We start from the raw sequence: 21233 nt of genomic DNA, 5'->3' as shown, positions 1-21233 counted from the left end.
CAGGGGGTTATTACCCTCTGACCCTGCCAAAGCTGGACAGAATTTTATTCACCGCTTCCGGATCAGCACTGGCGCATTCCCCCAGGAAAACTTTTCTGGAATTCAGGGTGTGGTAGGGTAAAAATCCGTGCCGGTTCTTTTTGACGATATTAAAGAAGGCTCGTTCAGCGGAACGACATTCCCTCCCGCCACTGTTTCCGGTTGTTTTCCCGTACATACAAAGCACCACTTCGCACGGGTCAGCAGCGAAAGAATAAACAGGCATCCCGGCAGCAATGCACAGCACTGCCGCCACAATAGCGGAATATTTCATGGTTAATACCTTACAGTAAGGTGAATTTCAGAGGGCGGGAGTATTTAATGTGAGAAATAAATTCGGGTGTCGCTGCATGTCAGGCAACCAGAGACCGACTGATATGCAATAACGCCTTTTGCGCCATACCGGCGCAGCCATTTTTTTGCAGTAAAGAATTCTGCGCCTGATGGTGTAGCAACAACAATACGCGCAGAGTGGGCGACCGCGTAAAATACGGCGGGCGTCCAGAGTGTCTCATTAAAATTCCGTGCGTGAATGGTTAATAACCATTTATCTTTTACCACCGGAGAAGGGATAATAACCGGGTTGTCTCGCCATTGCGGTAAACCGGTATTGACTGACTGGCCCGGTTTATCCCATTCAACAGGAACCGGTGGCAAGGGTGAAGAACAGCCGGAAAGTACCAGCGAAAATAGCAGCATACTGATAACCTTCATCATGCTTTCATCTCCTCAAAAAAGGCGCTGCGGTGCAGTGGCCGGAAATAAATATCATTCATCCGGCGCACATTACCGTCCAGGTCGATACTCACGATAACGTCCAGACTGTCCAGTACCTTGCGTAACATAAAGGTGTAAGGCAGCCGGGCGCATTGCGGGTTTTCATAACAGCGGGTAATAAACCCATCTACCGCTTCCATGGCTGAACCGGCATGGACAGAGGTCATACTGCCCTCATGGCCGGAGCCGGTTATTTTGAGAAAATCCCAGGCCTCACCGCCGCGCACTTCGGTTAATAGTATGCGGTCGGGATTCATGCGGTAATTCCAGCGCAGCAGGTTGGCGGGCGTCACCATTGACCCTTTTTCATCTGCCGATTCTGACGGATAAAAAAGGTGGACGTAGTTTTTATGAATAAAAAAGGTGATTTCCGGGTTATCTTCAATGGTCGTGACACGCAGGCTGCGGGGAATATAACTAATCAGCATCTTCATATAGGTGGTTTTCCCGGTACTGGTTTCCCCTGCCACCGCAATGGTTTTACCGTACTCCATGCATTTTTCCATAAAGAGCGGAATATCTTTTGCGTTATACAGGGCTAGTAATTCCTGATCGTGCGTCTGCGTTTTTTCCGTCCCCGTTACCCGGCTATAAAACCCGGCGTCGATATAGTCCTGATGCGGGATTTGTACCTGTGAAGGCTTACGCAGCGTGATGGACACGGTGTCACGCTCGCAGGCCGGGGGCACGATGATCTGACAGCGCTCACCGGATTCCAGCGTGGCCGACAGCCCCGGCTTGATATCTTCGATATTGTCGCCGTGATGCTTCGCCAGGCATCTGGCGAAGTTGTAGCAGCCCTCATAATCCAGCGGAGCGGCGTGTTGTTCCCAGACGCCGTTAATTTTGGTGAAAAGCTCGCCAGGACGATTAACGGCTATCTCCGTCAGGCCGGGAAGCGCCAGAAAATCACCAAAAAAACGCTGTTTATAGCGGTCCAGGGAGATATTTTTAGCGGTCATTTTTCATCCTCAGCGTATAGATGCCGGAGAAATCAATATCCTGTCCGGTGATCAGATTGATGATCTCCCCCTGATTTTTGTCGAGGGTCGGTGGGATATTGATGCTGTTTTCCAGCGTGGTACGTGCCATATCCGCCATGGCCTGACGGCTGTTTTCGGTATAGTCCGTGTTTCGATCTTTCTGACCAGCACTGTTGGATGCCCATGCACCAATATCAGGGATCATACCAACCAGTAATGCGCCACCGAATCGCTCTCTGAAATGCGTGTCGATCCAGCCGTCAACGCCAGCCTCGCCCAGTTCTCCGGCAGCACGGGTATCGACCAGCGGAATATCAAGGTAAGGGGGCTGGCGGGTACGCAGTTTTGTGATGATGAGAAAGGCGCGGCCCTGTCCGTGCGTCATTCCTGTCTCTGCGCCAGTCTGGTAAACGCCTGAAGCCGTGGTCCCTTTTTCAATCAGTTTCGTATTACCGCTGGCACTCCAGATATCGTCGGCGATCGTGCAACGGATTTTCCCTGCCCGGTCCGAGACAAAGCGGTAATCCAGTGAACAGGGAATGGCGGTATTTTCCGGGACGTACAGGTCCGGGTTGTAAGGAATACGCCGGACCGCTGCAGGAGAGAGTTCCGGTTGTGGCGCGGCGGTATTTTGCCGGGCAGTGGATGACGTTTCTGACGGTTGCTCGTCAGAGGTTGCCTGCGTCATCTCCTGCTGCCGGGTCCGTACCGGGGCTTGGGTCGCAGCGGCTGACCTATCGCGACGAATCAGAAAATGGGCTTTATCAAGTTGAGGTGGAACCTCAGGCTCCGAGACTGTCGTAATGCGCGGGCTGTTTTCCGCCGGTTCCGACGCTTCGGCTTCGGTATCTTGCGTACCCAGATCGGTACGCTGCCGGTAGTCGGTCCGGTTCGTCTGTGGCGCAGCATCCTGCCGCTTCTCTTCACCGGGTTGCCAGAGCAGATTGCGGTATACCCAGTTGCCTGCCCATGCCAGTGCAATCAGCGCAACGGCGGCGAGCGCCAGAAAAGCGGTGGCTTTCCCGCGCCTGCGCTTTTTCAGTTTGTTGACGGTGGGTTGTAGCGAGTTGTTCTCTTCATCGTCCTGCTCTGTGAGAAGTGCCGCTTCACGCTTTGTACGGGCCTCGCGCTCCAGCGCGGCAATATCGTCACCCGTCTGCGCCGGAGAAGGTCGGGCTCCATCAGACACAGAATGCTGATATTCGTCATTCATCTGCATGGCTCCTTAGTTGTCAGTGGGTTGAGGTTTTTCCACCCGTTCAACCTGTGGAGAAACCGTGGCACCATCAGCGGCCTGGACCCTGCCAAATCCACGATTTCCCAGGCCGACTACGGCGTTACCGGAACGCAGGACCAGACGGGGCGTGACCTCCTGAATGACCAGCACGGTGAAGTCGCCCTTTCTGCGGACACTGCTGTTAATCACATGCTCCTGGCCGTTGAGCTCTTTGGTTACGGAAGGGATGGATTTGGTCGGGGAGAAACCCACGAACGTAAAGCGGCCATCGTCATATGCAAAATCCGGAACAATCCGGGCACTGTCGCGACCCGGATATTTGAGGTAGTCCCAGTTGCGCGGCGTTTGCGCACTGTTCAGGGCCTGCTGAATGTCGGCCTGCTGCTGCTTTTGCGACTGTTCGCGTTGCCTGGCCGTCGCCTCCCGGCGGGTTTTCTCCAGCGCTTCGCCCGGATAGCGGTAGCTCACCTGGAAAGCAGGCTGCTGAGATGACTTATCATCGATGACGTTCAGCTCGATGTTGTACAGACGCCGGGTGGTGACGACCAGCAGGTTGGTATGCCAGTCCTGGCTGTTAGGGGGGATCACCACCTGCGTGGTGTTACCGTCCGTACTTGGCGCGCCCTGAACGAGCGCCACCGGGCGGACGTTGACCCGGTTGGCGTCCGGTGTGGCTTCCCACGCTTCTTCAAAACCGGGTCTGGCACTGATGACCGCTTCATCGCTGTCAAAGACCAGCGTGGTCATGAAGCCGGGCCGGGTGCTGACGACGGTGACGTTCAGCGGGTTATAGACAACCTGCTGAACGCGGGCATCATAGCGGCTGGCCTGCGGGATGGCCGCGCACCATGCCGTGCCACACATCATCAGCGCCAGTGCGATAAGGATGATGCTTTTCATTATTCACCTCCCCGGATTTCACGATCTGACTGCCAGTTGGTCACGGTAAAACCGAACGGGTTAATCTCCCGCTCCGTATCGCTCATTTCTCTGCCGGGAGCGGAGTGGAACGTCAGGCGGGCATCCCAGTATTCGGTGTGGGTGTTGTTGTCTGCGAGGCGGCGGATAGTCTTTTTGTATCGGAGAGTTGCGACTTTATCGGGGGCAGTGCCTTCGGTGATCTGATTTGACAGGATGTCGATTTGCACGGTATGAGCCGCGTTCTGCCAGACCTTGTCCGGGGCATCTTTTCCGGCATACAGCGCCAGGTAGTCATCGTTAACCTGAGGACTGTTATAAACCTGTACTGCTGCATAATCGTCCTGCAGGGAAGGGTACACGTACCGTTCACGCAGTCTGACGTAGCTGGCGGTCATCGCCTTCTGATAAGCGTCCTCGGCCGTCAGGCTGGTCTTTGATACGCGGGTGATGTGCTCCACCCGCCCGGTATGATTATCCACGGTGTACAGTTCAACGACCGTTTGTTTCAGCGGCAACATCAGCACTACGGCGATAAGCGCCAGTGCGGCGAGAAGCAGGCCCGCGCCGCCCACCATAAATCCGGCTTTTGTGGCACGTTTGTCCCGCTCAATCATCTGCTGCTCAAAAGTGCGGGAATCTGCAATGATGGCTTGTTCACTCATGACTGTTTAACTCCGCCATTATCTGAGGGGTGTTTACCGGGAGGCCCTGACCACCAAAGGCAGGAGGACGGGGAGACTGTGTGCAGCCGGAAAGTGCGCACAGCAAAGCCAGCGCAATTAAGCGTTTCATGGGGGTTTTCCTCAGTGAGATCAGTGAAATGAAAACACGGCTATGTTTTCACAAGGGATGTAACGGGGGGAGATTTCGACCAGGGATGACAGATTTAACGATGGAATTTTTGAACGGCCATTTCTCTTGATTGCGCCAGTCGCCGGGCTTCGTTGCGGGCGATCATCTGCTCAATCGCGTTTTTACGCGCCTGAGCCGCACTATACCCCGGACCACTGCCAGGTTTACCCGCACTGGCATTTCTCCAGCCCAGAATATTGTCCTGAAGGGTGCGAGTTGTCTGCAGTCCGGCTCCTGCTGTCAGTTTCCCGGCACCAAACGCCGCCGCGCCGATACCCACCGCCGCCAGCCCCTGCATGGACACGGTTGCACTGGCCCCGGCCAGCGCTCCGGCCAGTTTTGCGGAAAGGTAGACCAGTATTGCTGCACAGACACCGGCCAGACAGACCTGTGCGCCTAACTCCACAATGTTGGATTGTGCTGACAGTTGTGTTGCGATATCTAACCGCGAGTTTAAATAATTAACGACAATGCGCAGTGACAACGCAGAAAACAGAACCGTTAATATTGCGGCGAAAACATTTTGCAGCCAGTTGTTAAACATGGGGCGTAAAAAGCCATAAAGCAGACAAAAGATAAATACGGGTGCGGTAATACTGAGCAGTAACACCATGACTTCCGCGATCATTGAAATGAAGGCGGTGATAATCATTAAAACGAATATCCCGAGCCAGACATAAAATTGAGCCGTCATGCCCTCATCTTTTATGTACGTTGAGTTATCCATGTCGTGTAACGTTTTACCCAATACCTTCGCTTTACCCCATAAGCTATCCAGTAACTGCCAGATATTATCGCTGCCGGAAAACCCCTCCTTTAAGCCATTGATGGCGTCAATAACCCCATCGAGATAACCGCTGACATTTGCCACAAAGGACAGAATGATCGCCATCCTCATGATGTCCCACATGACATCCTCCATTGGCGTGGACAGCTTACCTGCCAGGGTCTGGTAACCGCGCCACATGATATAGAGCGTGGCTGATGTTGCCGCCAGCCCCACCATCATGGAGGAATATGACATCATCAGTCCCTTTGTGGCGTCAGTAACTCCTCCTATCAGGTGTTTTTCAACACCGATAAATATACCACCGGGCATATTAACCTCACTATGAGTTCAGGTCGGGAGTGGGGGCATTTAATTGCTGAATTTGATAATGGGCTTCATTGGCGTTTTTACAGTTATCTGAGGCATCGCCGGTTTTTTGGCATTTTTCATACACCGCTTTTAGCTCATCGGGATGGTCTTTGTACCACTGAGTGGTTTTGGCTTCTTCTTTGCAGCCACTGATGATGAATAATAAGGACAGGAAAGAAAGGATTAATAAACGCATGTGAGACTCCTTTAGCCGTTTAAATCAGGGGTTGGCGCAGTTAACTGTTGCTGATTCCACTGTTTAATACGCACATCCTCCAGTACTTTTTCGCGCTTTTCTGCTGCCTTCACGCTCATTTCCCACTGGTCAGTGAGCGTGTTCAGCATCACTGATTTTAGCTGAATACTGTTGGCAAGGTCCTGAGACTCCTTTGAGTCTTTGGACAGTGCGATACGGTTCGAGAGGCCGTTAATCTCGCCCAGTGTCTGGCTGACCTGATCCTGGATCTCGTCAGTCTGCTCAAGCTGGATCGCCTTATTAATGACCAGCTGTTTGCAGGTATCAGCATAGCGCCCTGACTGTTCGGCATTGCAGGTATCGAAAACCTGATACTTCGCGTACAGCGCATCGAACTGTCCTGAGGTGCCGCCGGAAAGTAGCAGATCATTGAGTGTCTGGCCTGGCTTGCGCAGTTTTTCCAGATCCGATTTCAGACTCTTCGCTTGATCCACAAAACCTGCAATATCCCGGACGCCGGTGGCCGTCGCTAACTGATTTTTATACGCCTGGATCTGGCTCTGGTAATGTTGCGCGGTCTGCATCCAGCGCTGCGCTTCTTTCAGCCATTCGAGCTCACGCATCGGGTCAGCATCAACAAGGACCGGAATACCAGCGTGCGCCAGCGGGCTGGCAATGACGCACGCGAACATCAGGGCATGAAAACGCCTTTTCATCATGGATCTCCTTTGGGTTATCAGAGTGCCTGAGCCAGGTAGGACTCCAGCCATTCATGGGGCTGCATCCCTTCGCGGTACAGGGAATCAAAGATTTCGAGGTTGTCAGCGCTGCCGCTCATCACTCGGGTGTATCTGCCGATACCGGAGAGGTCGAGCGTCACGCGTGCAGCAAAACGTTTTGTGTCGCCACGCCTGAACTGATTTTTCACGACCACATACTGACGGGCCTGCGGATCCAGATTTTTCACCACATCGAACACTTCCGGTTCAAATTTCATCCCGTCAACATAGTGCGCCCGGTCGGCACTGGGGTTGGCTGCCAGGATCTTCGTGCCGCACTGCTCAATGATGGCGGGCGCAATCTCATCCCTGATGATTTCCGCCGGGGACTGGGTGCCCACAACCAGCATCCCGTTGAGCTTACGGATGGTTTTCAACCGGTTATAGGCGAAATCCTTAAAGATCGGATCCCGCAGCCATTTCCAGAACTCATCCATAAAGATAACCAGTCGTCGTCCGTCGAGCAGCGTGGTGATGCGATACAGCAGGTAAAAGGAGATCGGCGCACAGACGTTGGCATCGTCCAGAAACTCTGTGCCGTCAATGCCGAAGTTATCGCAGTGGCTGATATCGAAGGTATCTGATGCGTTATCAAACACCCAGCCATACTCGCCGCCCTGCGCCCACTGCGACAGGCGAATACTCAGGCCGTTCTCCTGTGCCTCCCGGGTGGCAGGCTCAGGCAGATTCTCAAGTAAACGGGTGATCCCATGGATGCGGTACTGTGGTTCATTACTCATCACTGCCTGTATGGCGTCATTCAGGCGGCGTTCATCGCGGGGCGTGATGGTCGCGCCGTTGCGTGTACACAGCAATTTCATCAACTGACTGATGAAACTGATATTGCGTTTCGTCGGTAGCAGAGAAAACGGGTTCCAGCCCGTAGGGTCGCCATGTGTGATGCGGTAGTAACGGCCGCCCAGTGCCCGGATATTCATTTCCGCGCCCCGATCTTTGTCCAGATAAACGGTGGTTAGTCGTTTGGTTTTCGCATCCGGAGAAAAACTGTCCGTACGGCCGTATTTCTGCTGCATGTTTTCAAGGAAAGTCATCAGCATGGTTTTACCCGAACCATTGGTGCCAAGAATGCAGGTACTGGCCGGGTTCTTCTCATTGAACTCGTCCTTGTCCGCCAGCGTGTTATGCAGGTTCAGATAGTAGCCATCCCCTGACGGGGTGCGCAGCAAGGCCATCGCATCCCCCCAGGGCGCGTTATCGCGTTTGCCGGGGTAGAAATTGTGCAGTGCGGCCAGCTCAACAAAGTTCTGGCTGCTCAGTTCGCCCTTGCGGGGTCGCAGATGATAATTGCCTGGCAGTTGCGCCATATAGGCGGCTGAAAGCGAAAGCGCGGCGGGAACCGGTGTAATGCCGAGGTTGTTCAGGGCATTGCTGATTTCACTGGTATCGGCCACCAGATTGTCGAGTGTGTGGGAAAACACCATGATGGAGAAATGGTGTTTTCCATAAGCGATTTTCCCCGAGGTCAGCAGATCAAGTGCCACATCCAAATCCAGTCGCTGGGAAACGGCATCATCATCTGCACTCATTAACAGACGGCGGGTGCGTTTGATGGCTTTCCGGGCCTCTTCGCGTGACATGCAGGTGTAGGATTGCGTGATCACGTAATCGCAGGGGGCGTACAGCAGTGAGTCCATTATCCCTGTTGCGGTCTCCTCAGGGAACTCCTTCACCTCCAGCCCCCGGAAATAGCCTGTACCACTCGCGTGGTTTATCTGTCCGGATTCCCCGGAAAAGAACAGCGCTGCCGATCCCATCACCGAATATGCAGGAGTGCGGGTGACGCGCACCTTGCGCCAGTGGTGCGTCAACAGGTACTCATAAAAGGCTAACTGGGAGGAGAATACCGCGTTGCCTTCGGTGAAAGTGCCAAGAGGACGTGCGGCGTAGCGTGAAAGTGCGGTATCGAGTGAGCCTTTGATTTCAAGCATTTCCCGCAGCGCAGCGTCAAGCTCTTTCAGCTTCTGGCCGTCATTCATGCGTCTGCGCCCGGCCTTTTCCAGGCTGACAAACGGACGGTAACAGACAGTCAGGAACAGGCGGTTACGGCGAAACGGGTCCGCCGCCAGCGATGCATAATACAGACGGCTGATTTCATCGGCGTAAGGGTTGCCGGATGCCTTATGCAGCGAATCGGTAAACGGCTCCCGCACGTTATGGATATAAAAGGTGACCGGCATCCCCTCGAATGAGCGGATGAGTCCGTGCAACTGGTTGCGGTCAATACTGAGCGTTTCTTCTGATTCGCAATCGAACGGGGTCCCTGTCAGTTCCCAGGTGCAGTAGAGATCACTGTGTGGTGAGCGAACAACATGCTGATGAATATGCGATGAATACGGAATGTACTTCCTGAGCGTGGCACACTGATTCAGTTTCATGGCGTTGAGAAACTCCGTGATATCAACAGCATCATGCTCAACGGGCATAAACGCTGTTGCACCAAACAGACGGTTTGCTGCCGGTTTTCCTCTTGCTCTGATCCAGACGGCAATCAGGCTGAACCGCATGGGCTCATTCCGGGTGACGGATTTCATCACCAGAAATTCAACCGGGAGCAGGGCAAGGAAAGCGACGGAAGTCCAGACAGCGACGATGATGGTGATACCGGTGACACCCAGCAGGGGCACCATCGGCACCCCCCACAATGCCGCCGGGCGTTTCATTGCTTTGAGCAGCTTTGCCATAGATGACCTCTCAGCTCATCAGCAGTGCGCCGATCTCACTGCCCCCGCCAATCAGGATCCCGCCGATGATGATATAGGCGCACTGGGACAGGCTTTCGCCTTTCCAGAGCGTCTTGTAACCCACCCAGATCACGGCCACAGTGATGGTGATGGCCGCCAGACCATGAAGGCCGGTGGAGACTTTTTCCATCACGGTATTTGCGCGCTGAAACCCGTCGGCAAACGCCGGGGTGACAGAGAAAACGGTCAGCGCACCGGCAGACACTGCGCGGACTGCCGTCTTTAGCTTGCGGAAAAGCCTCATTATTCTTCCTCCTTACGGGGTGGCTGCGGGAGACTCCGGCGCACTGACGGCGGGGAGAGTTGTGCGGTGGTGATGTTTTTCTGACGGAGGTTCGCGGGGACGCCACGGACGACAGCGCCCGGCCAGATCACGCGGGGACGGGAGGCATCACCGGTAGGAAAGGCTTTCAGGGGAACGGCAGCTGTTGATTTATCCTCGCGGGTGCCGGAGACGGCATAGAGGGTGGATCCCGGAGCATAGCCGATCCGCTGGACATAGCTCGTTCCGGAAAACGCCGCTTCCGGCAGTTGCCCGGTACGGAAATTGCCCGAGTAATAGCAGCTCAGTGCTCTTTTCAGGGAACCGCCACGGCGGTAACAGTCGCTGAGGATGCGTTCAAAAACAGACAGGTTGGTGCAGGGATCAAGCAGATCAGAAGCCGTCACGCCGTAGTGACGGAAATTGGTGCTGGTGATTTGCATCAGCCCGACAGAGTAACGGTGGTCCTGTGCCCTCAGGCGGCGGAGAATACGCTCTGCTTCTTCCCGGCTGGCTGGCAGATGAGAAATAACGTGTTTATCGCCGGAAGAGCTTCCGGACTTCGGGACTATCTCGGCGATGGCATATGGGTTAAAACCGGATTCCACCCGTGCCACGTCGAGTGCTGTGGACGGATGAATGCTGGCGGCGCACTGCATGGCCGCCGCCAGAAAGGCAGTGGTGGAAAGCATGGTGGCCTCAGAAAGCAGGCAGCATGCAGGGTCTACTGATGCTGCATGCTGTGGAGTCAGAATTAAAGGGATTACTGTTCGGTTTCGACAGGATCCGTACTCTGCGACGGACTGTTTTCCTCGCGGGGTTCCAGCAGGACCAGTTTGCCGGAGATGGCAATACCGGGCGTCAGGACAATATTCAGACCGGCTTTACCGTGGTGCGCAAAGGCAACACCGACTTTTGTCCAGTACGTATTTTTCTCGCCCTGAGCATCCGGCTGACTTTCCTGGGCAATATAGGCGTAATAAACGGGTTTTCTCATGATTTACCCTCTTTCATCAAAACGGTTGAAAATACGTTCCTCGATCACATCCCGGTTCTGCATTCCGGTTTTAACGGGTCAGCGAGAACATTCAGCGGCACCCTGAATTGAGGTTATATGACAGCCCGGTTCATATTTTTAAAGAGCAATTCCCGGCCCGGACGAATTAACGTCCATCAGTTGAGCCATTGGGTGACGACGCATTCAGGATGAATGAGAGGAATTGATTTCTGAACGGGAAAGTAAAAATGAAAATGAAAGAGATTATCGGGGTGAAATTAAGAGTGCGGGAGGAGGTGGAGGGGTGCAGAATATATAATAAGGCGTCATTTTTATTTAAAAGTAAATATAAAGACGTGGAGAGAAATCTCCCCACGTCTTAACGGTAAAATTAACGTCGGCGGCGTTCAAGCTGTTCCTGACATTCGGTACAGGTTGTTATACCCGGCAGCATCTGACGTCTTTTTTCAGGAATAGATTTACCGCATAAACGGCAGTGGAATAATGATGGCGTTGCTCCCGGTTTAAAACGGCTCTGTTCAATCATCTCTTCCAACCGCTGCTCATTAAATTCCTGATCGCGATCGATCTCATCCGGCATGCAATGCCCTCCTGCTGGCGGCTTCCTGCTCACAAAGCGTGATCCTCTTCCAGACAGTAGTGAGTGGTAGCCCTTCCGTCTGCGATAACAACGTTTCAGTGACTTGCATCATGGCTACCAGTGCTTCCGGGGAAGCCAGATTTTCCACCCGGCATTTTTGCCATTGCCGCCAGATAGCTGCATCGGTCTCTTCATCTGGTTCAGGCGTCCGGCCATAAGGCACGCTGACACCCAGCAACCGGCGGCGAAGGCAGACCTCATTGGAGGTGAGGCCAAAATACTGGTTGAGTAACGCGATCGAACCACCTAAGCGAATCGCCCGGTGAATTTGCTGCTGCTGGCGGACCTCCTGACGCGCCAATACCATCAGATGGCGCAAAATGTCATGGCGGACGCTGATTGTGACAAACGGCGCTGATGACCGGCTGACAATAAACAGCTCATCAAGCGATAGCTGATTGAGGGTGTTCATTTCTTCGAAAGTGAATCCCAATGATTCACAGTGATGAACATTACCTTCTTTCAGCGCATGCAGTGCGTCGGTTAATACGGCGAAATTTAATGACGGGATCATGATTCTGTATCTCCCTTCAACGCGTTAAGCGGTTGTCTAATTTAAGGTCGATCCATTCGTCAATTTCAGATTCGAGCCAGGCTACACTGGCTGGTCCAATTTTTATTGAATGAGGAAATGTACCATCTTTCATATACAGGTAAATTTGCGAACGTTTCAGACCGGTTTTTATTTCAACCTGTTTTAGGCGTAATAGCTGATGGGATGTCATCGTTTACTCCTGTGGCCGTTATGGGGCATGCCCGGAGGAGACAAAGGAACACAAGTGGGGATGGAGAATAAAGCAGATAAGCCCGTATTACGGGTTTCAGAGTCCTTAATACGGACTTGCAGGTTAGTGGATTTTTCTCAAATCAATCTGATGAGGGGGAACCACGCTCCAGAGCAGTTTTTAGTGTATCACCACTGAACCTGTCAGTAATGCCTTCATCTGATGCCCATTGCTCGAAAATAGACAGCAGCTTATAGGGCTTCCTGATTAATGGGCTGATGGCCTCATTATGTTTACAGGCAAGCCAGAACAAGCGGGATAATGGTGTGGATACACGTGTTGAATTTGGTTTGGTTATTTTATCTCTGACTGATAGATCGATTAATTTCTCAAGTTCAGTATCACGGATAACAAAACAGGCATCATTTGGTAATTGATGAATCGGGAAGTGTTCTTTTTGGTAGCATTTGGATAGATGCGGGGATGAAATTTGTTCATGGATTTTTGTTGTTATATTTTGAGGTAGTTGGGCTATTTGTTTACTAATTCTCTCCTGCCATGTTATTTTTTCGAAAAGTAAAAATATCTCACCAGAAATATTAACGGAAATACCATGAATTCTATCATTGGCACCGGTGACGGGTAACGGAATACCGAGGGAATGAGCAAGGAAACGTTGTGTGGCGATATATTCTAGCCCCATTAACGTAGTGTCAATGATTTTGTCTATCGGTGAAAAACTCTTACTTTCAGTGCTTACTATCAAATTTATACCGTTAATAAAAAAATTCTTATCAAGAAAACAAATACGACTGGCCAGTGAGCTGTCAATTAGACTAAGTTTTACTTTATTTTTTTTAATTCTGACTCTTCGTAATATTATCGGAGACTGGAAGTATATAGAAAGTCGGATGCTTCCTTGTAAAGCATATCTGTAGATATCTCCATCTGTCAATTTATTGGTTGTTTGTCGGTTAACCATCTCTACAGCTTCTGGTATAGTAGCCCAGCTAGCGTAATTATTTTTAGTAATTAAATGCACGTCTTTTGTTGGCATAAACCATCTCCTTTCACATAACGAAATTTCCTGTTGTATAAACAACAGCTCCTGACTCCTTTAATTAAGCTGCGTGCGTTATTCTCTGAGTTAGTATTCAGGGAAAGGAAAGGTTTCGTTATTGAAGGAAGTGTTTTTAACTAATCAATTATTTTTAAATTATTTATTTTATTGTCTTTGGTTGTTTTTGATATTAAATGGTTTTTTTGTCATGTTTTTTTAAAATGGGCGGCTGTCATAAAGTGATATGATGAGAACTTCATAGCTGTGAGATTCTGCAATTTAGTGTGGAATCCCATTTTTAACGGTAACCTCCGTATCTGTAAATACTCATGCAGATCTTGCGATGTACCAAAATGGTTTTCGTTTTCACCTGTGAGAAAGTTACCTTATGTTTTATCTCTGCTTTATCATGAGAGAGAATGGCAGAAAATATGCATGGCCTGACAAGCTTGGGCTAGTGAGTCGTCGTCGAGTGTATAGGCAATACGGATATACGGTCCCATACCGAAGGCGCTTCCATGGACAGTTGCCACACCAGCTTCATCAAGTAATGCATTGACGACATCTTCGTCGTTATAGAGGACCGTGCCCGCAGGAGTGGTCTTGCCGATCAGACCTTCGCATGAGGCAAATGCGTAGAAAGCGCCTTGCGGTACTTTGCAGTGCAGCCCGGGGATCCGATTGATCGCGCTCACCACCATATCGCGCCTTCGTTGAAATACTGCACGTGACTGGACAATAAAATCCTGTGGCCCAGTTAGAGCCGCAAGTGCAGCATACTGAGAAATCGTGCAGGCTCCAGAGGTCTGCTGGCCCTGTAGTTTTTCCATTCCTTCGATCAGCCATTTGGGGCCAGTACCAAAACCGATACGCCAGCCAGTCATCGCATAGGCCTTGGAAACGCCGTTCATTGTCAAAACGCGTTCATTTAGGCGGGGTTCGACCTGAGCCAATGTGAAGAAGGTTTGACCGTCAAAGACCAGATGCTCATAGATATCGTCGGACAGCACCAGTACCTGCGGATGTACAAGTAGCACGTTGGCCAACGCTTTTAGTTCGGCAGGGCTATACACCGCGCCGCTCGGGTTGGATGGAGAATTGAGAATAAGCCAACGCGTGCGTGATGTGATCGCGGCTTCAAGTACCTTGGGTGTGAGCTTAAAGCCGCTCTCTGCTGAGCATTGGGCGGCCACAGTTTTACCACCACAAAGCTGTACAATCTCGGGATAGCTCACCCAGTATGGGGTGGGCACGATGACTTCGTCACCCTCGTTAAGCGTGGCAGCCAATGCGTTGAAGATTATCTGTTTGCCACCATTGCTCACTAGCGTGTTGTGCCAGTCTACGTCTAATCCGTTATCACGTAAGAACTTGGCTGCAATCGCTTCACGCAGCGAACGTAGGCCTGCAACCTGGGTATAGCGGGTATGACCGGAGCGGATAGCGGCGATACCGGCTTCGCGCACGAACTCAGGTGTATCTAGGTCGGGTTCACCTGCGCTGAGTGAAATAATCTGAGCGCCAGCCGAACGAAGTGCCGTTACCCGATCTATGACTTTATAAGTCGCTGAAGGCAGGGCGGCAGCCAAGAAATTATTGAGTGTATGTTTTGAGAGGCTCATTTATCGTTCCTCAGAGTGATAAGTCCTACGGGCTTAAACGCTTCACACTATGCATTTCACCCAAGTTCAAGCGAGGCTACGGCGTTGTTGCCATGCTGGCAAAAGAGTGGGGGAATGCCAAGATACATCCTGCATGTGTGGAAAAGAGCCCGGTACCCAGATGAGGTCAGAAGAGCGATCGTTTCAGTTGCAAACTCTGGAACGTCAATTGTTACCAAAGTATTCTCTGGTAATTCCGCCATCGCGGCGTGGAGAAGCGATTCAATATGGCTTGCATCTGTCGCGTAGAAAGGTCCGATACGATATCCGGTATCAGATGGACGTATTCCGATAAGGCCTTTGATTACCTGTTTCTCAGTGAGAATGAATCCTTTGCGGTTGGCATTATTGAACCAGCAAGACAACAGGTTGATACGAGAATAACCGACAAACTTCTCATCGAAAGCTATCACAGCAGGAAGGTGACCACCGTTTATAGCACTTATATTGCCAATTTTCTTAAAGTTGGCGCTTGCCACACCCTGGAATCTATGTGTGTGATAATGCGTAGAAAAGCCCCATTTACTATAGTTGGCCTCCTGAGCTGGCATCCCATCAAGGCCGATACAACGGTCGCCAGCATGTTTAATCGCCGTTTCCCAAAGAGTTAATCCTAATCCTCTGCCTCTAAATTCCGGCTTAACAATATAGTATCCAAGATGAGCGTAAGTTCCGTGAAAATTCACCACTGAAATCGCGGCAACTATCTTGCCATTTAGGCTGCCGATAAAGAATCCAGCATTATCCACGCTAAAAAATGAGAGATCATCTCCATGGCCCGGATCCCAAGTTTCTTGTTGAGCCATCTCAATCACCTCTAACCATTCCATCGGGGAGGCAATACTTATCTGAAGTGTATCTTTGAGATTGTCTGTAACGGTAATCATGATATATCTCCGTACTATCGTGGTGAATTTGAAGACCCTAAAATCCTCAGAGAACTTTATCGGTACTTCAGTTCTTTTTTGACAGCTCTTTATTCATAGCGAAGACCGTACCCAATAACGAAATAGCTAGAATTCCGATCACGACCCAGGCAAAGGAGGGGGCTCCTGCTCTATCAAGTAAAATACCGCCAACTACACCGCCACAGGCAACAGCAGTATTCCAGCCCGTTGTATACATGGCTTGGGCAACATCAACTGAGTTGCCAGCAAAGCGAGATAATGCTGTTTGGGTAATAGTCGCGAAGCCGCCAAAGGAAAGACCCCAAATCAAGACAGAGGGATAAACTATTTGCGCAAAATGACCCCATAAGCCCAGAAGCAAAGCAGAAAAGGCGAAAACAATAATGTTAGCTACGGCAAGAAATTGCAGCTTACGATCGACCATTACACCAACGAACCATAGCCCAATGACAGAGCCGAAGCCAAAGACCAAGAGGACGATATCGACATTTTCTGATAAATTCGACATCGTCAGAAACGGTTCGATGTAGATGTAGAGAACGTTGTGGGCGACAACGAAGGACATGACCACAAAAAGAACTGAGCGAATGCCACTCTTCTTAAAGACACTGATCAACGACTGGCGCTGTTCTCTGGATTGACCAGGGAAATCAGGAACGATGGCGATTACCCATATGATGAGCAAGATTGCCACGGCACTCATCAGCCCAAAAGCACCTTGCCAACCGAATGCTCGTCCTAATAATGAACCAAGCGGCACTCCTAGTACTAATGCTATCGTTGCGCCTGCCGTGGCGATTGCTATAGCTCTCCCGCTTAATTGAGATGGCGACATGCGCACAGCGTAGCCTGCCAGCAGCGACCAGACGATACCACCGAAAACGCCAGCAAAGAATCGTGCAACGATAGAGAGGGTGTAGCTGTCAGAAATCGCAGTAATAAGGTTAACCAGTGCAAATCCTAAGATCGCAGTCAATAGCAGTGGCCGCCGACGTATTCCTTGAGTAAGTGCAGTTACAGGAATAGCTGCAATAAGGGCTCCCACTGCGTAAGCTGTGATAAACTGGCCTGCCAGGCTTTCAGAGACATCTAAACCTTCGGAAATGGATGAGAGCAGTCCGGCTGGCATTATCTCGGTCAATAGTGTCAAAAATGCTGCCATCGATAGTGCTAAAAGCGCAGCCAGCGGTAAATCCTGACTATTGGTGTTAGCATTAGGCATTTCATCCTTGTCTCTTGATGTCATTCGTTTTTCCCCTCAATTTTCCGATATTAAATGCTAATCTCATGCCATAAAAGCATCGGTATTTTCATGTATGTAAGCAATTAGGCCTGCTCCTCCGAACGAATTTGTACTTCCTTGTTTAAGCCTATCTACATGGCTTTATGTGAGTGCCGATGGCCTATCATTTGGCTGCATGAATGTAAAATAAGAGTATGGGCCTAGGAGAAAGGAGGAAAAATAGGCTAAATTTCACAACATATATGACGGAAATGTCATCAATGAAGGAGGTGCTATGGAAAGTCTGGGCGTGCTTGACGTGTTTGTACGCGTTGGGGAAACGAGAAGTTTCACTGCTACTGGACGGCAGCTGGGAATATCGGCATCGGCAGTAAGTAAGGCGATTGGCCGTTTGGAAGAAAGATTACATGTGCGCCTACTGCATAGATCTACCCGCACTGTGAATCTAACCCCAGAAGGTGCGCAGTTTCTTGAGCGTTGCCGCCGTATTCTGTGCGAAGTAGAAGCTGCAGAAAATGAAATATCTCAATCGCTCTCTATCCCTTCTGGGAAATTAAGAATTAGCGTCCCTTCCGTGGGGATGCTCTTTATGCCAAAATTTGCACTATTCAAAAAAGAATATCCTGAAATAGAGTTAGATATTGATTGTTCTGACCGGTTAGTGGATGTCATAGAGGAAGGTTTTGATGTCGTCATTCGAACGGGAGAGTTAACCGATTCACGACTAACATCTCGGAAAGTCGGCAGTTACAGAAGGGTTATTGTTGGATCCCCTGAATATTTCCAACGCACTAGCTTACCCAAGAAACCAGACGATTTGAAAGATCGCGATGGGTTGTTATATCGTTATCGTAGTACTGGCAAAACAGGAAATTGGCCATTGGGTTTGACTCAAACAGCCAGTTTTGAATTACGAACAAGTATGGTGACTAACACGCTTGGCCCACTGGTCACATTTGCCGAAGAGGGTCTTGGTGTAGCGTGTATACCGGATATCGCTATCAAGAGCCAATTGGAATCTGGAAAATTAATTTCTGTACTTGACGATTTCAATAAAGAGATCACGACGTTAAGAGTTGTATGGCCTTCTGGTCGCTTTCTCTCACCTAAGTTGAGAACCTTCGTTGATTTTATAGTAGACAATTTATTCCCTCTTTAAAAAAATTTTATGCGGCTCCTGTTATCACATCAGGGGCCGAAACATATCATAGATTCGCAGAAAAAAATAATGTATATGAGATTCTAACGATTTAATTTTGATAAAATCTCATCGAGGCCTCTATCTTCTAATGTGTCAAAATGTGTTGCTCTTAATTTTTTAATTTCCATGCCTTTACGGAAGTGAACTATATTTCTTTCGTAGATGGATATTTCATCATTATATGCTGGAAGGATTAATGCTGCGGCATCGACAGTCATTGGACCTGTATTCAACCACTTATGAGAAGCAAAGAATGATTCAATAATTACTTTAGTGATTTTTATTACCAAACTTATACTTGATATATTGAAGTGTTTACAAATGAATGTGGCGAAGCTATTTTCATCCTTTGCTGATAGCAAGCAATTTCGTAATCCCTCGTGATCCTTATTTTTAGAAAATACGGAATAAAGTAGCTTCACGAGTTCCTTGTTATCAAAGGAGTTCCTGTGATTTTCCATCTTGACATCCTGAGGTATACCTGGAGCAATCAGCACTAGCTCTTCAACTTCGATTCCGATTTTTTCAAGTTGTAACGCTGCTTCAATGGCTAAAGTTGTCCCAAAAGAGTATCCCCAGAGTGTATATGGCCCCTGCTCTTGAATTTGTCTAATTTCCATAATATCCGCCGCAACCATTTTTTCTATTGAAGTGTACGGTTTCTCTTGCGTATTAATACCATATGCTTGAATTCCGTAAAATGGTTGATTTTTTCCAAGTCTATGGGCAAGTAAATTTAAACTAAGCGGATACCCACCAAGCCCAGGCCAGCAAAAAATAGGTCTATTATTTCCATTGCTCTGTAGGCAAACAACTCTGGATGGGGTTTTTAAGTTTTTTTCATTAATTATTTTAGAAATTGATTCGATAGTAGGGCTCTCAATTATAGCATGAATAGGTAATTCAATATTGAATTTTTCATTTATTGAAAGTACTAAGTCAACTGCACTCATAGAGTCACCTCCAAGAGTATTGAAATTATCATAAATAGATACCATCTCAATTTCTAGAGTGGATTTAAATATTTCAAGAACGATGTTTTCTGTTTCATTTCGTGGTCCGGATATGTTTTTTTTATGATGTTTTTTAACTAAGTTTTTAATCTTGTTTACATCAACTTTACCACTGGATGTCAATGGTATTGTTTCTGATAAAACAAAGAAACTTGGAATCATATAGTTCGGTAATTTATTTTCGAGTTCTTTTCTAATTATTATTTCCAGCTCTAAATCACCTACGGTATCTTTTAATTTAATTCCTCTGGAGCTCAGCTTAACATATGCCAAGAGATAGTCATTAAGGCCACCTACTTCGTGTGTGATAACGACGGTGGTTTCTACATACAGACTATTTTCTAAAACAACCTTGATTTCCTCTAACTCTACCCTCATACCTCTTACTTTTACTTGAGCATCAATTCTGCCGCAGAAGTTGTATCGACCGTCATTGTCAATATAAGCAAGATCTCCTGTTTTATATAAGGTAGAAGACTTTAGATCTAATTCCTTCTGATAGCTATTAAAATTATTTTTTGTCAATTGTTCAAGATTAAGGTAGCCTCGTGATATTTGTACGCCGGATATGTGTAGCTCACCTATTACCCCGTTAGGTACCGATGTGCCTGATTCATTGAGAAGATGAAACTCGACGTTATTAACGGGGTTGCCAATTGGCACGCCCGTTATGTCATCATTACAAAAAACATTGGGGAGGATCTCGTAAAAAGAAGCGTTGCACGTACATTCAGCTGGTCCATATAAATTGACAATCAAACATCCTGGCAATATGTCCATACATCTAGTTACAAGCTTCTTAGTTAGGCTTTCAGCACCACAGAGAATATGTGATAAAGAAATACAATTAGAAAACTGGGCTTTCTTGACTGCTGCTTGTAATAATGTAGGGACGCATTGAAGTAAAGTGACATTATGTTCGATAATCTCATTTAAAAGTTTGGCAAGATCTTTATTCAAACCGAATCTACTTACGAATAACTTGCTACCACTGCAAACAGTAAGCATTTCCCATTGTGCTGCATCAAAACCTATCGGTGTTTTATGAATAATTGTCTTATCAAATCCTATGTATTTTTTTTCAACCAACCATTGCATCTGATTAACCACACTTCGATGTTCAATTAATACGCCTTTTGGGTTTCCAGTGCTTCCGGACGTATATACAATATAGGCTAAATTTTCAGGTCTTAATTGAATAATTGGAGTAAAGATCATGGGTTCTTCTGATTTCGAAAAAGAACAGATATCTTCCAAAGTCACTATTTTTATATCTTTATTTGACTCGATTGATTGCAATTTATCTCTTAAATGTTGTTGTGTGAAGATGATTTTGACCGAAGCATCATGGACCATATATTCAAGTCTTTCTCTTGGAGAGTCAGGTGGTAACGGTAGATATGCGGCACCTGAGAATATAATCCCCCATAGCCCGATCATCTGCTCAAGTGATGGTTCAACAAAAAGACCAACGCAATCCTCGGGTTTGCATCCTAAAACCCTCATCACATTGGCAACGTGTAGGCTAACCTCCGCGAGTTCACTAAAACTTAAATTATCGTCCTTATCGTAAATGGCCACATTGTTTGGAGCCCTTAAAAGGTTCGAGAAAAAAAGACCAGGTAAACTGTTGTAAACACTATATTCAAAGAGAATCTCCGAAGAATTCCTATATATTTGAATACTCAGGTGATCAGAGATACCTTCGACATTGTCTTTTTTGTGCAGCCTCCATTCAAATGTACCAATACCTGTAAGCTGTCTCCAAGCCATATTTCTCAACTGTAATTGCATATCTATTCTCCGATGTGTAACATT

22 protein-coding genes are annotated in these 21233 nt (G+C 48.7%); 1 reads left to right on the top strand and 21 read right to left on the bottom strand.

Features of this window, described 5'->3' with window-relative positions; all coding sequences use genetic code 11:
- Window positions 1-10: 10 nt before the first annotated feature.
- The 20 genes from IV433_RS26165 to IV433_RS17070 all read right to left on the bottom strand — a co-directional run bounded on the left by IV433_RS26165 (window position 11) and on the right by IV433_RS17070 (window position 17204).
- Complete coding sequence (locus tag IV433_RS26165) at window positions 11-313, bottom strand: kikA from plasmid origin (protein ID WP_229893435.1); 303 nt, start codon at window positions 311-313, stop codon at window positions 11-13.
- A gap of 44 nt (window positions 314-357) precedes the next feature.
- Window positions 358-756, bottom strand: coding sequence for a cag pathogenicity island Cag12 family protein (locus tag IV433_RS17160; protein WP_195815034.1), 399 nt, complete (start codon window positions 754-756; stop codon window positions 358-360).
- Complete coding sequence (gene virB11 / locus IV433_RS17155) at window positions 753-1778, bottom strand: P-type DNA transfer ATPase VirB11 (protein ID WP_195815035.1); 1026 nt, start codon at window positions 1776-1778, stop codon at window positions 753-755. The genes IV433_RS17160 and virB11 overlap by 4 nt, the downstream gene beginning before the upstream one ends.
- On the bottom strand, window positions 1768-3012 hold the full coding sequence (locus IV433_RS17150; protein WP_195815036.1) for a TrbI/VirB10 family protein: 1245 nt from the start codon (window positions 3010-3012) through the stop codon (window positions 1768-1770). Before IV433_RS17150 ends, virB11 begins: the two co-directional genes overlap by 11 nt.
- Window positions 3013-3024: 12 nt before the next feature.
- Window positions 3025-3936 (bottom strand): P-type conjugative transfer protein VirB9, encoded by a 912-nt coding sequence (virB9, locus tag IV433_RS17145; RefSeq protein ID WP_195815037.1) that lies wholly within the window; start codon window positions 3934-3936, stop codon window positions 3025-3027.
- Window positions 3936-4619, bottom strand: coding sequence for a virB8 family protein (locus IV433_RS17140; protein ID WP_195815038.1), 684 nt, complete (start codon window positions 4617-4619; stop codon window positions 3936-3938). The genes virB9 and IV433_RS17140 overlap by 1 nt, the downstream gene beginning before the upstream one ends.
- Window positions 4620-4843: 224 nt before the next feature.
- The gene (locus IV433_RS17135) at window positions 4844-5908 is read right to left on the bottom strand and encodes a type IV secretion system protein (protein ID WP_195815039.1); all 1065 of its coding nucleotides are present in this window, start codon (window positions 5906-5908) and stop codon (window positions 4844-4846) included.
- 10 nt (window positions 5909-5918) lie between these two features.
- Entirely contained in the window at window positions 5919-6143 is a 225-nt protein-coding gene (locus IV433_RS17130) for an EexN family lipoprotein (RefSeq protein WP_195815040.1), read from the bottom strand.
- Window positions 6144-6154: 11 nt separating this feature from the next.
- Complete coding sequence (locus IV433_RS17125) at window positions 6155-6859, bottom strand: type IV secretion system protein (protein WP_195815194.1); 705 nt, start codon at window positions 6857-6859, stop codon at window positions 6155-6157.
- A 20-nt stretch (window positions 6860-6879) separates the two neighbouring features.
- Window positions 6880-9624 carry a VirB4 family type IV secretion/conjugal transfer ATPase gene (locus tag IV433_RS17120; RefSeq protein ID WP_195815041.1) on the bottom strand — a complete coding sequence of 915 codons (2745 nt, stop codon included), beginning with the start codon at window positions 9622-9624 and terminating at the stop codon, window positions 6880-6882.
- Window positions 9625-9634: 10 nt separating this feature from the next.
- The gene (locus IV433_RS17115) at window positions 9635-9928 is read right to left on the bottom strand and encodes a TrbC/VirB2 family protein (protein ID WP_195815042.1); all 294 of its coding nucleotides are present in this window, start codon (window positions 9926-9928) and stop codon (window positions 9635-9637) included.
- Window positions 9928-10638 carry a lytic transglycosylase domain-containing protein gene (locus IV433_RS17110; protein WP_195815043.1) on the bottom strand — a complete coding sequence of 237 codons (711 nt, stop codon included), beginning with the start codon at window positions 10636-10638 and terminating at the stop codon, window positions 9928-9930. Before IV433_RS17110 ends, IV433_RS17115 begins: the two co-directional genes overlap by 1 nt.
- Before the next feature lie 71 nt (window positions 10639-10709).
- Complete coding sequence (locus IV433_RS17105; RefSeq protein WP_195815044.1) at window positions 10710-10943, bottom strand: hypothetical protein; 234 nt, start codon at window positions 10941-10943, stop codon at window positions 10710-10712.
- 391 nt (window positions 10944-11334) lie between these two features.
- Window positions 11335-11544, bottom strand: a complete 210-nt coding sequence (locus tag IV433_RS17100; RefSeq protein ID WP_048331252.1) for a TraR/DksA family transcriptional regulator — start codon at window positions 11542-11544, stop codon at window positions 11335-11337.
- Entirely contained in the window at window positions 11534-12118 is a 585-nt protein-coding gene (locus IV433_RS17095; protein WP_195815045.1) for a DUF2857 domain-containing protein, read from the bottom strand. The genes IV433_RS17100 and IV433_RS17095 overlap by 11 nt, the downstream gene beginning before the upstream one ends.
- Before the next feature lie 16 nt (window positions 12119-12134).
- A complete protein-coding gene (locus IV433_RS17090) occupies window positions 12135-12329 on the bottom strand; it encodes an AlpA family transcriptional regulator (RefSeq protein WP_155006812.1) in 195 nt (64 codons plus the stop codon).
- A gap of 142 nt (window positions 12330-12471) precedes the next feature.
- Entirely contained in the window at window positions 12472-13386 is a 915-nt protein-coding gene (locus IV433_RS17085; protein ID WP_155006811.1) for a hypothetical protein, read from the bottom strand.
- 410 nt (window positions 13387-13796) lie between these two features.
- A complete protein-coding gene (locus tag IV433_RS17080; protein ID WP_155006810.1) occupies window positions 13797-15011 on the bottom strand; it encodes a pyridoxal phosphate-dependent aminotransferase in 1215 nt (404 codons plus the stop codon).
- A 56-nt stretch (window positions 15012-15067) separates the two neighbouring features.
- A complete protein-coding gene (locus IV433_RS17075) occupies window positions 15068-15937 on the bottom strand; it encodes a GNAT family N-acetyltransferase (protein WP_155006809.1) in 870 nt (289 codons plus the stop codon).
- 67 nt (window positions 15938-16004) lie between these two features.
- Window positions 16005-17204, bottom strand: coding sequence for an MFS transporter (locus tag IV433_RS17070; protein ID WP_229893434.1), 1200 nt, complete (start codon window positions 17202-17204; stop codon window positions 16005-16007).
- 271 nt (window positions 17205-17475) lie between these two features.
- Between IV433_RS17070 and IV433_RS17065 the strand changes: the two genes are divergently transcribed.
- Window positions 17476-18360, top strand: a complete 885-nt coding sequence (locus IV433_RS17065) for a LysR family transcriptional regulator (protein ID WP_155006808.1) — start codon at window positions 17476-17478, stop codon at window positions 18358-18360.
- Window positions 18361-18443: 83 nt separating this feature from the next.
- Here IV433_RS17065 and IV433_RS17060 read toward each other — a convergent pair whose 3' ends face one another.
- Entirely contained in the window at window positions 18444-21209 is a 2766-nt protein-coding gene (locus IV433_RS17060) for a non-ribosomal peptide synthetase family protein (protein WP_195815046.1), read from the bottom strand.
- Between the last annotated feature and the right edge of the window lie 24 nt (window positions 21210-21233).

Source organism: Rahnella laticis (assembly GCF_015644585.1).
In the GTDB taxonomy this organism is placed as follows: Bacteria; Pseudomonadota; Gammaproteobacteria; order Enterobacterales; family Enterobacteriaceae; genus Rahnella; species Rahnella laticis.
This window is presented reverse-complemented; position numbering and strand designations above follow the sequence as displayed.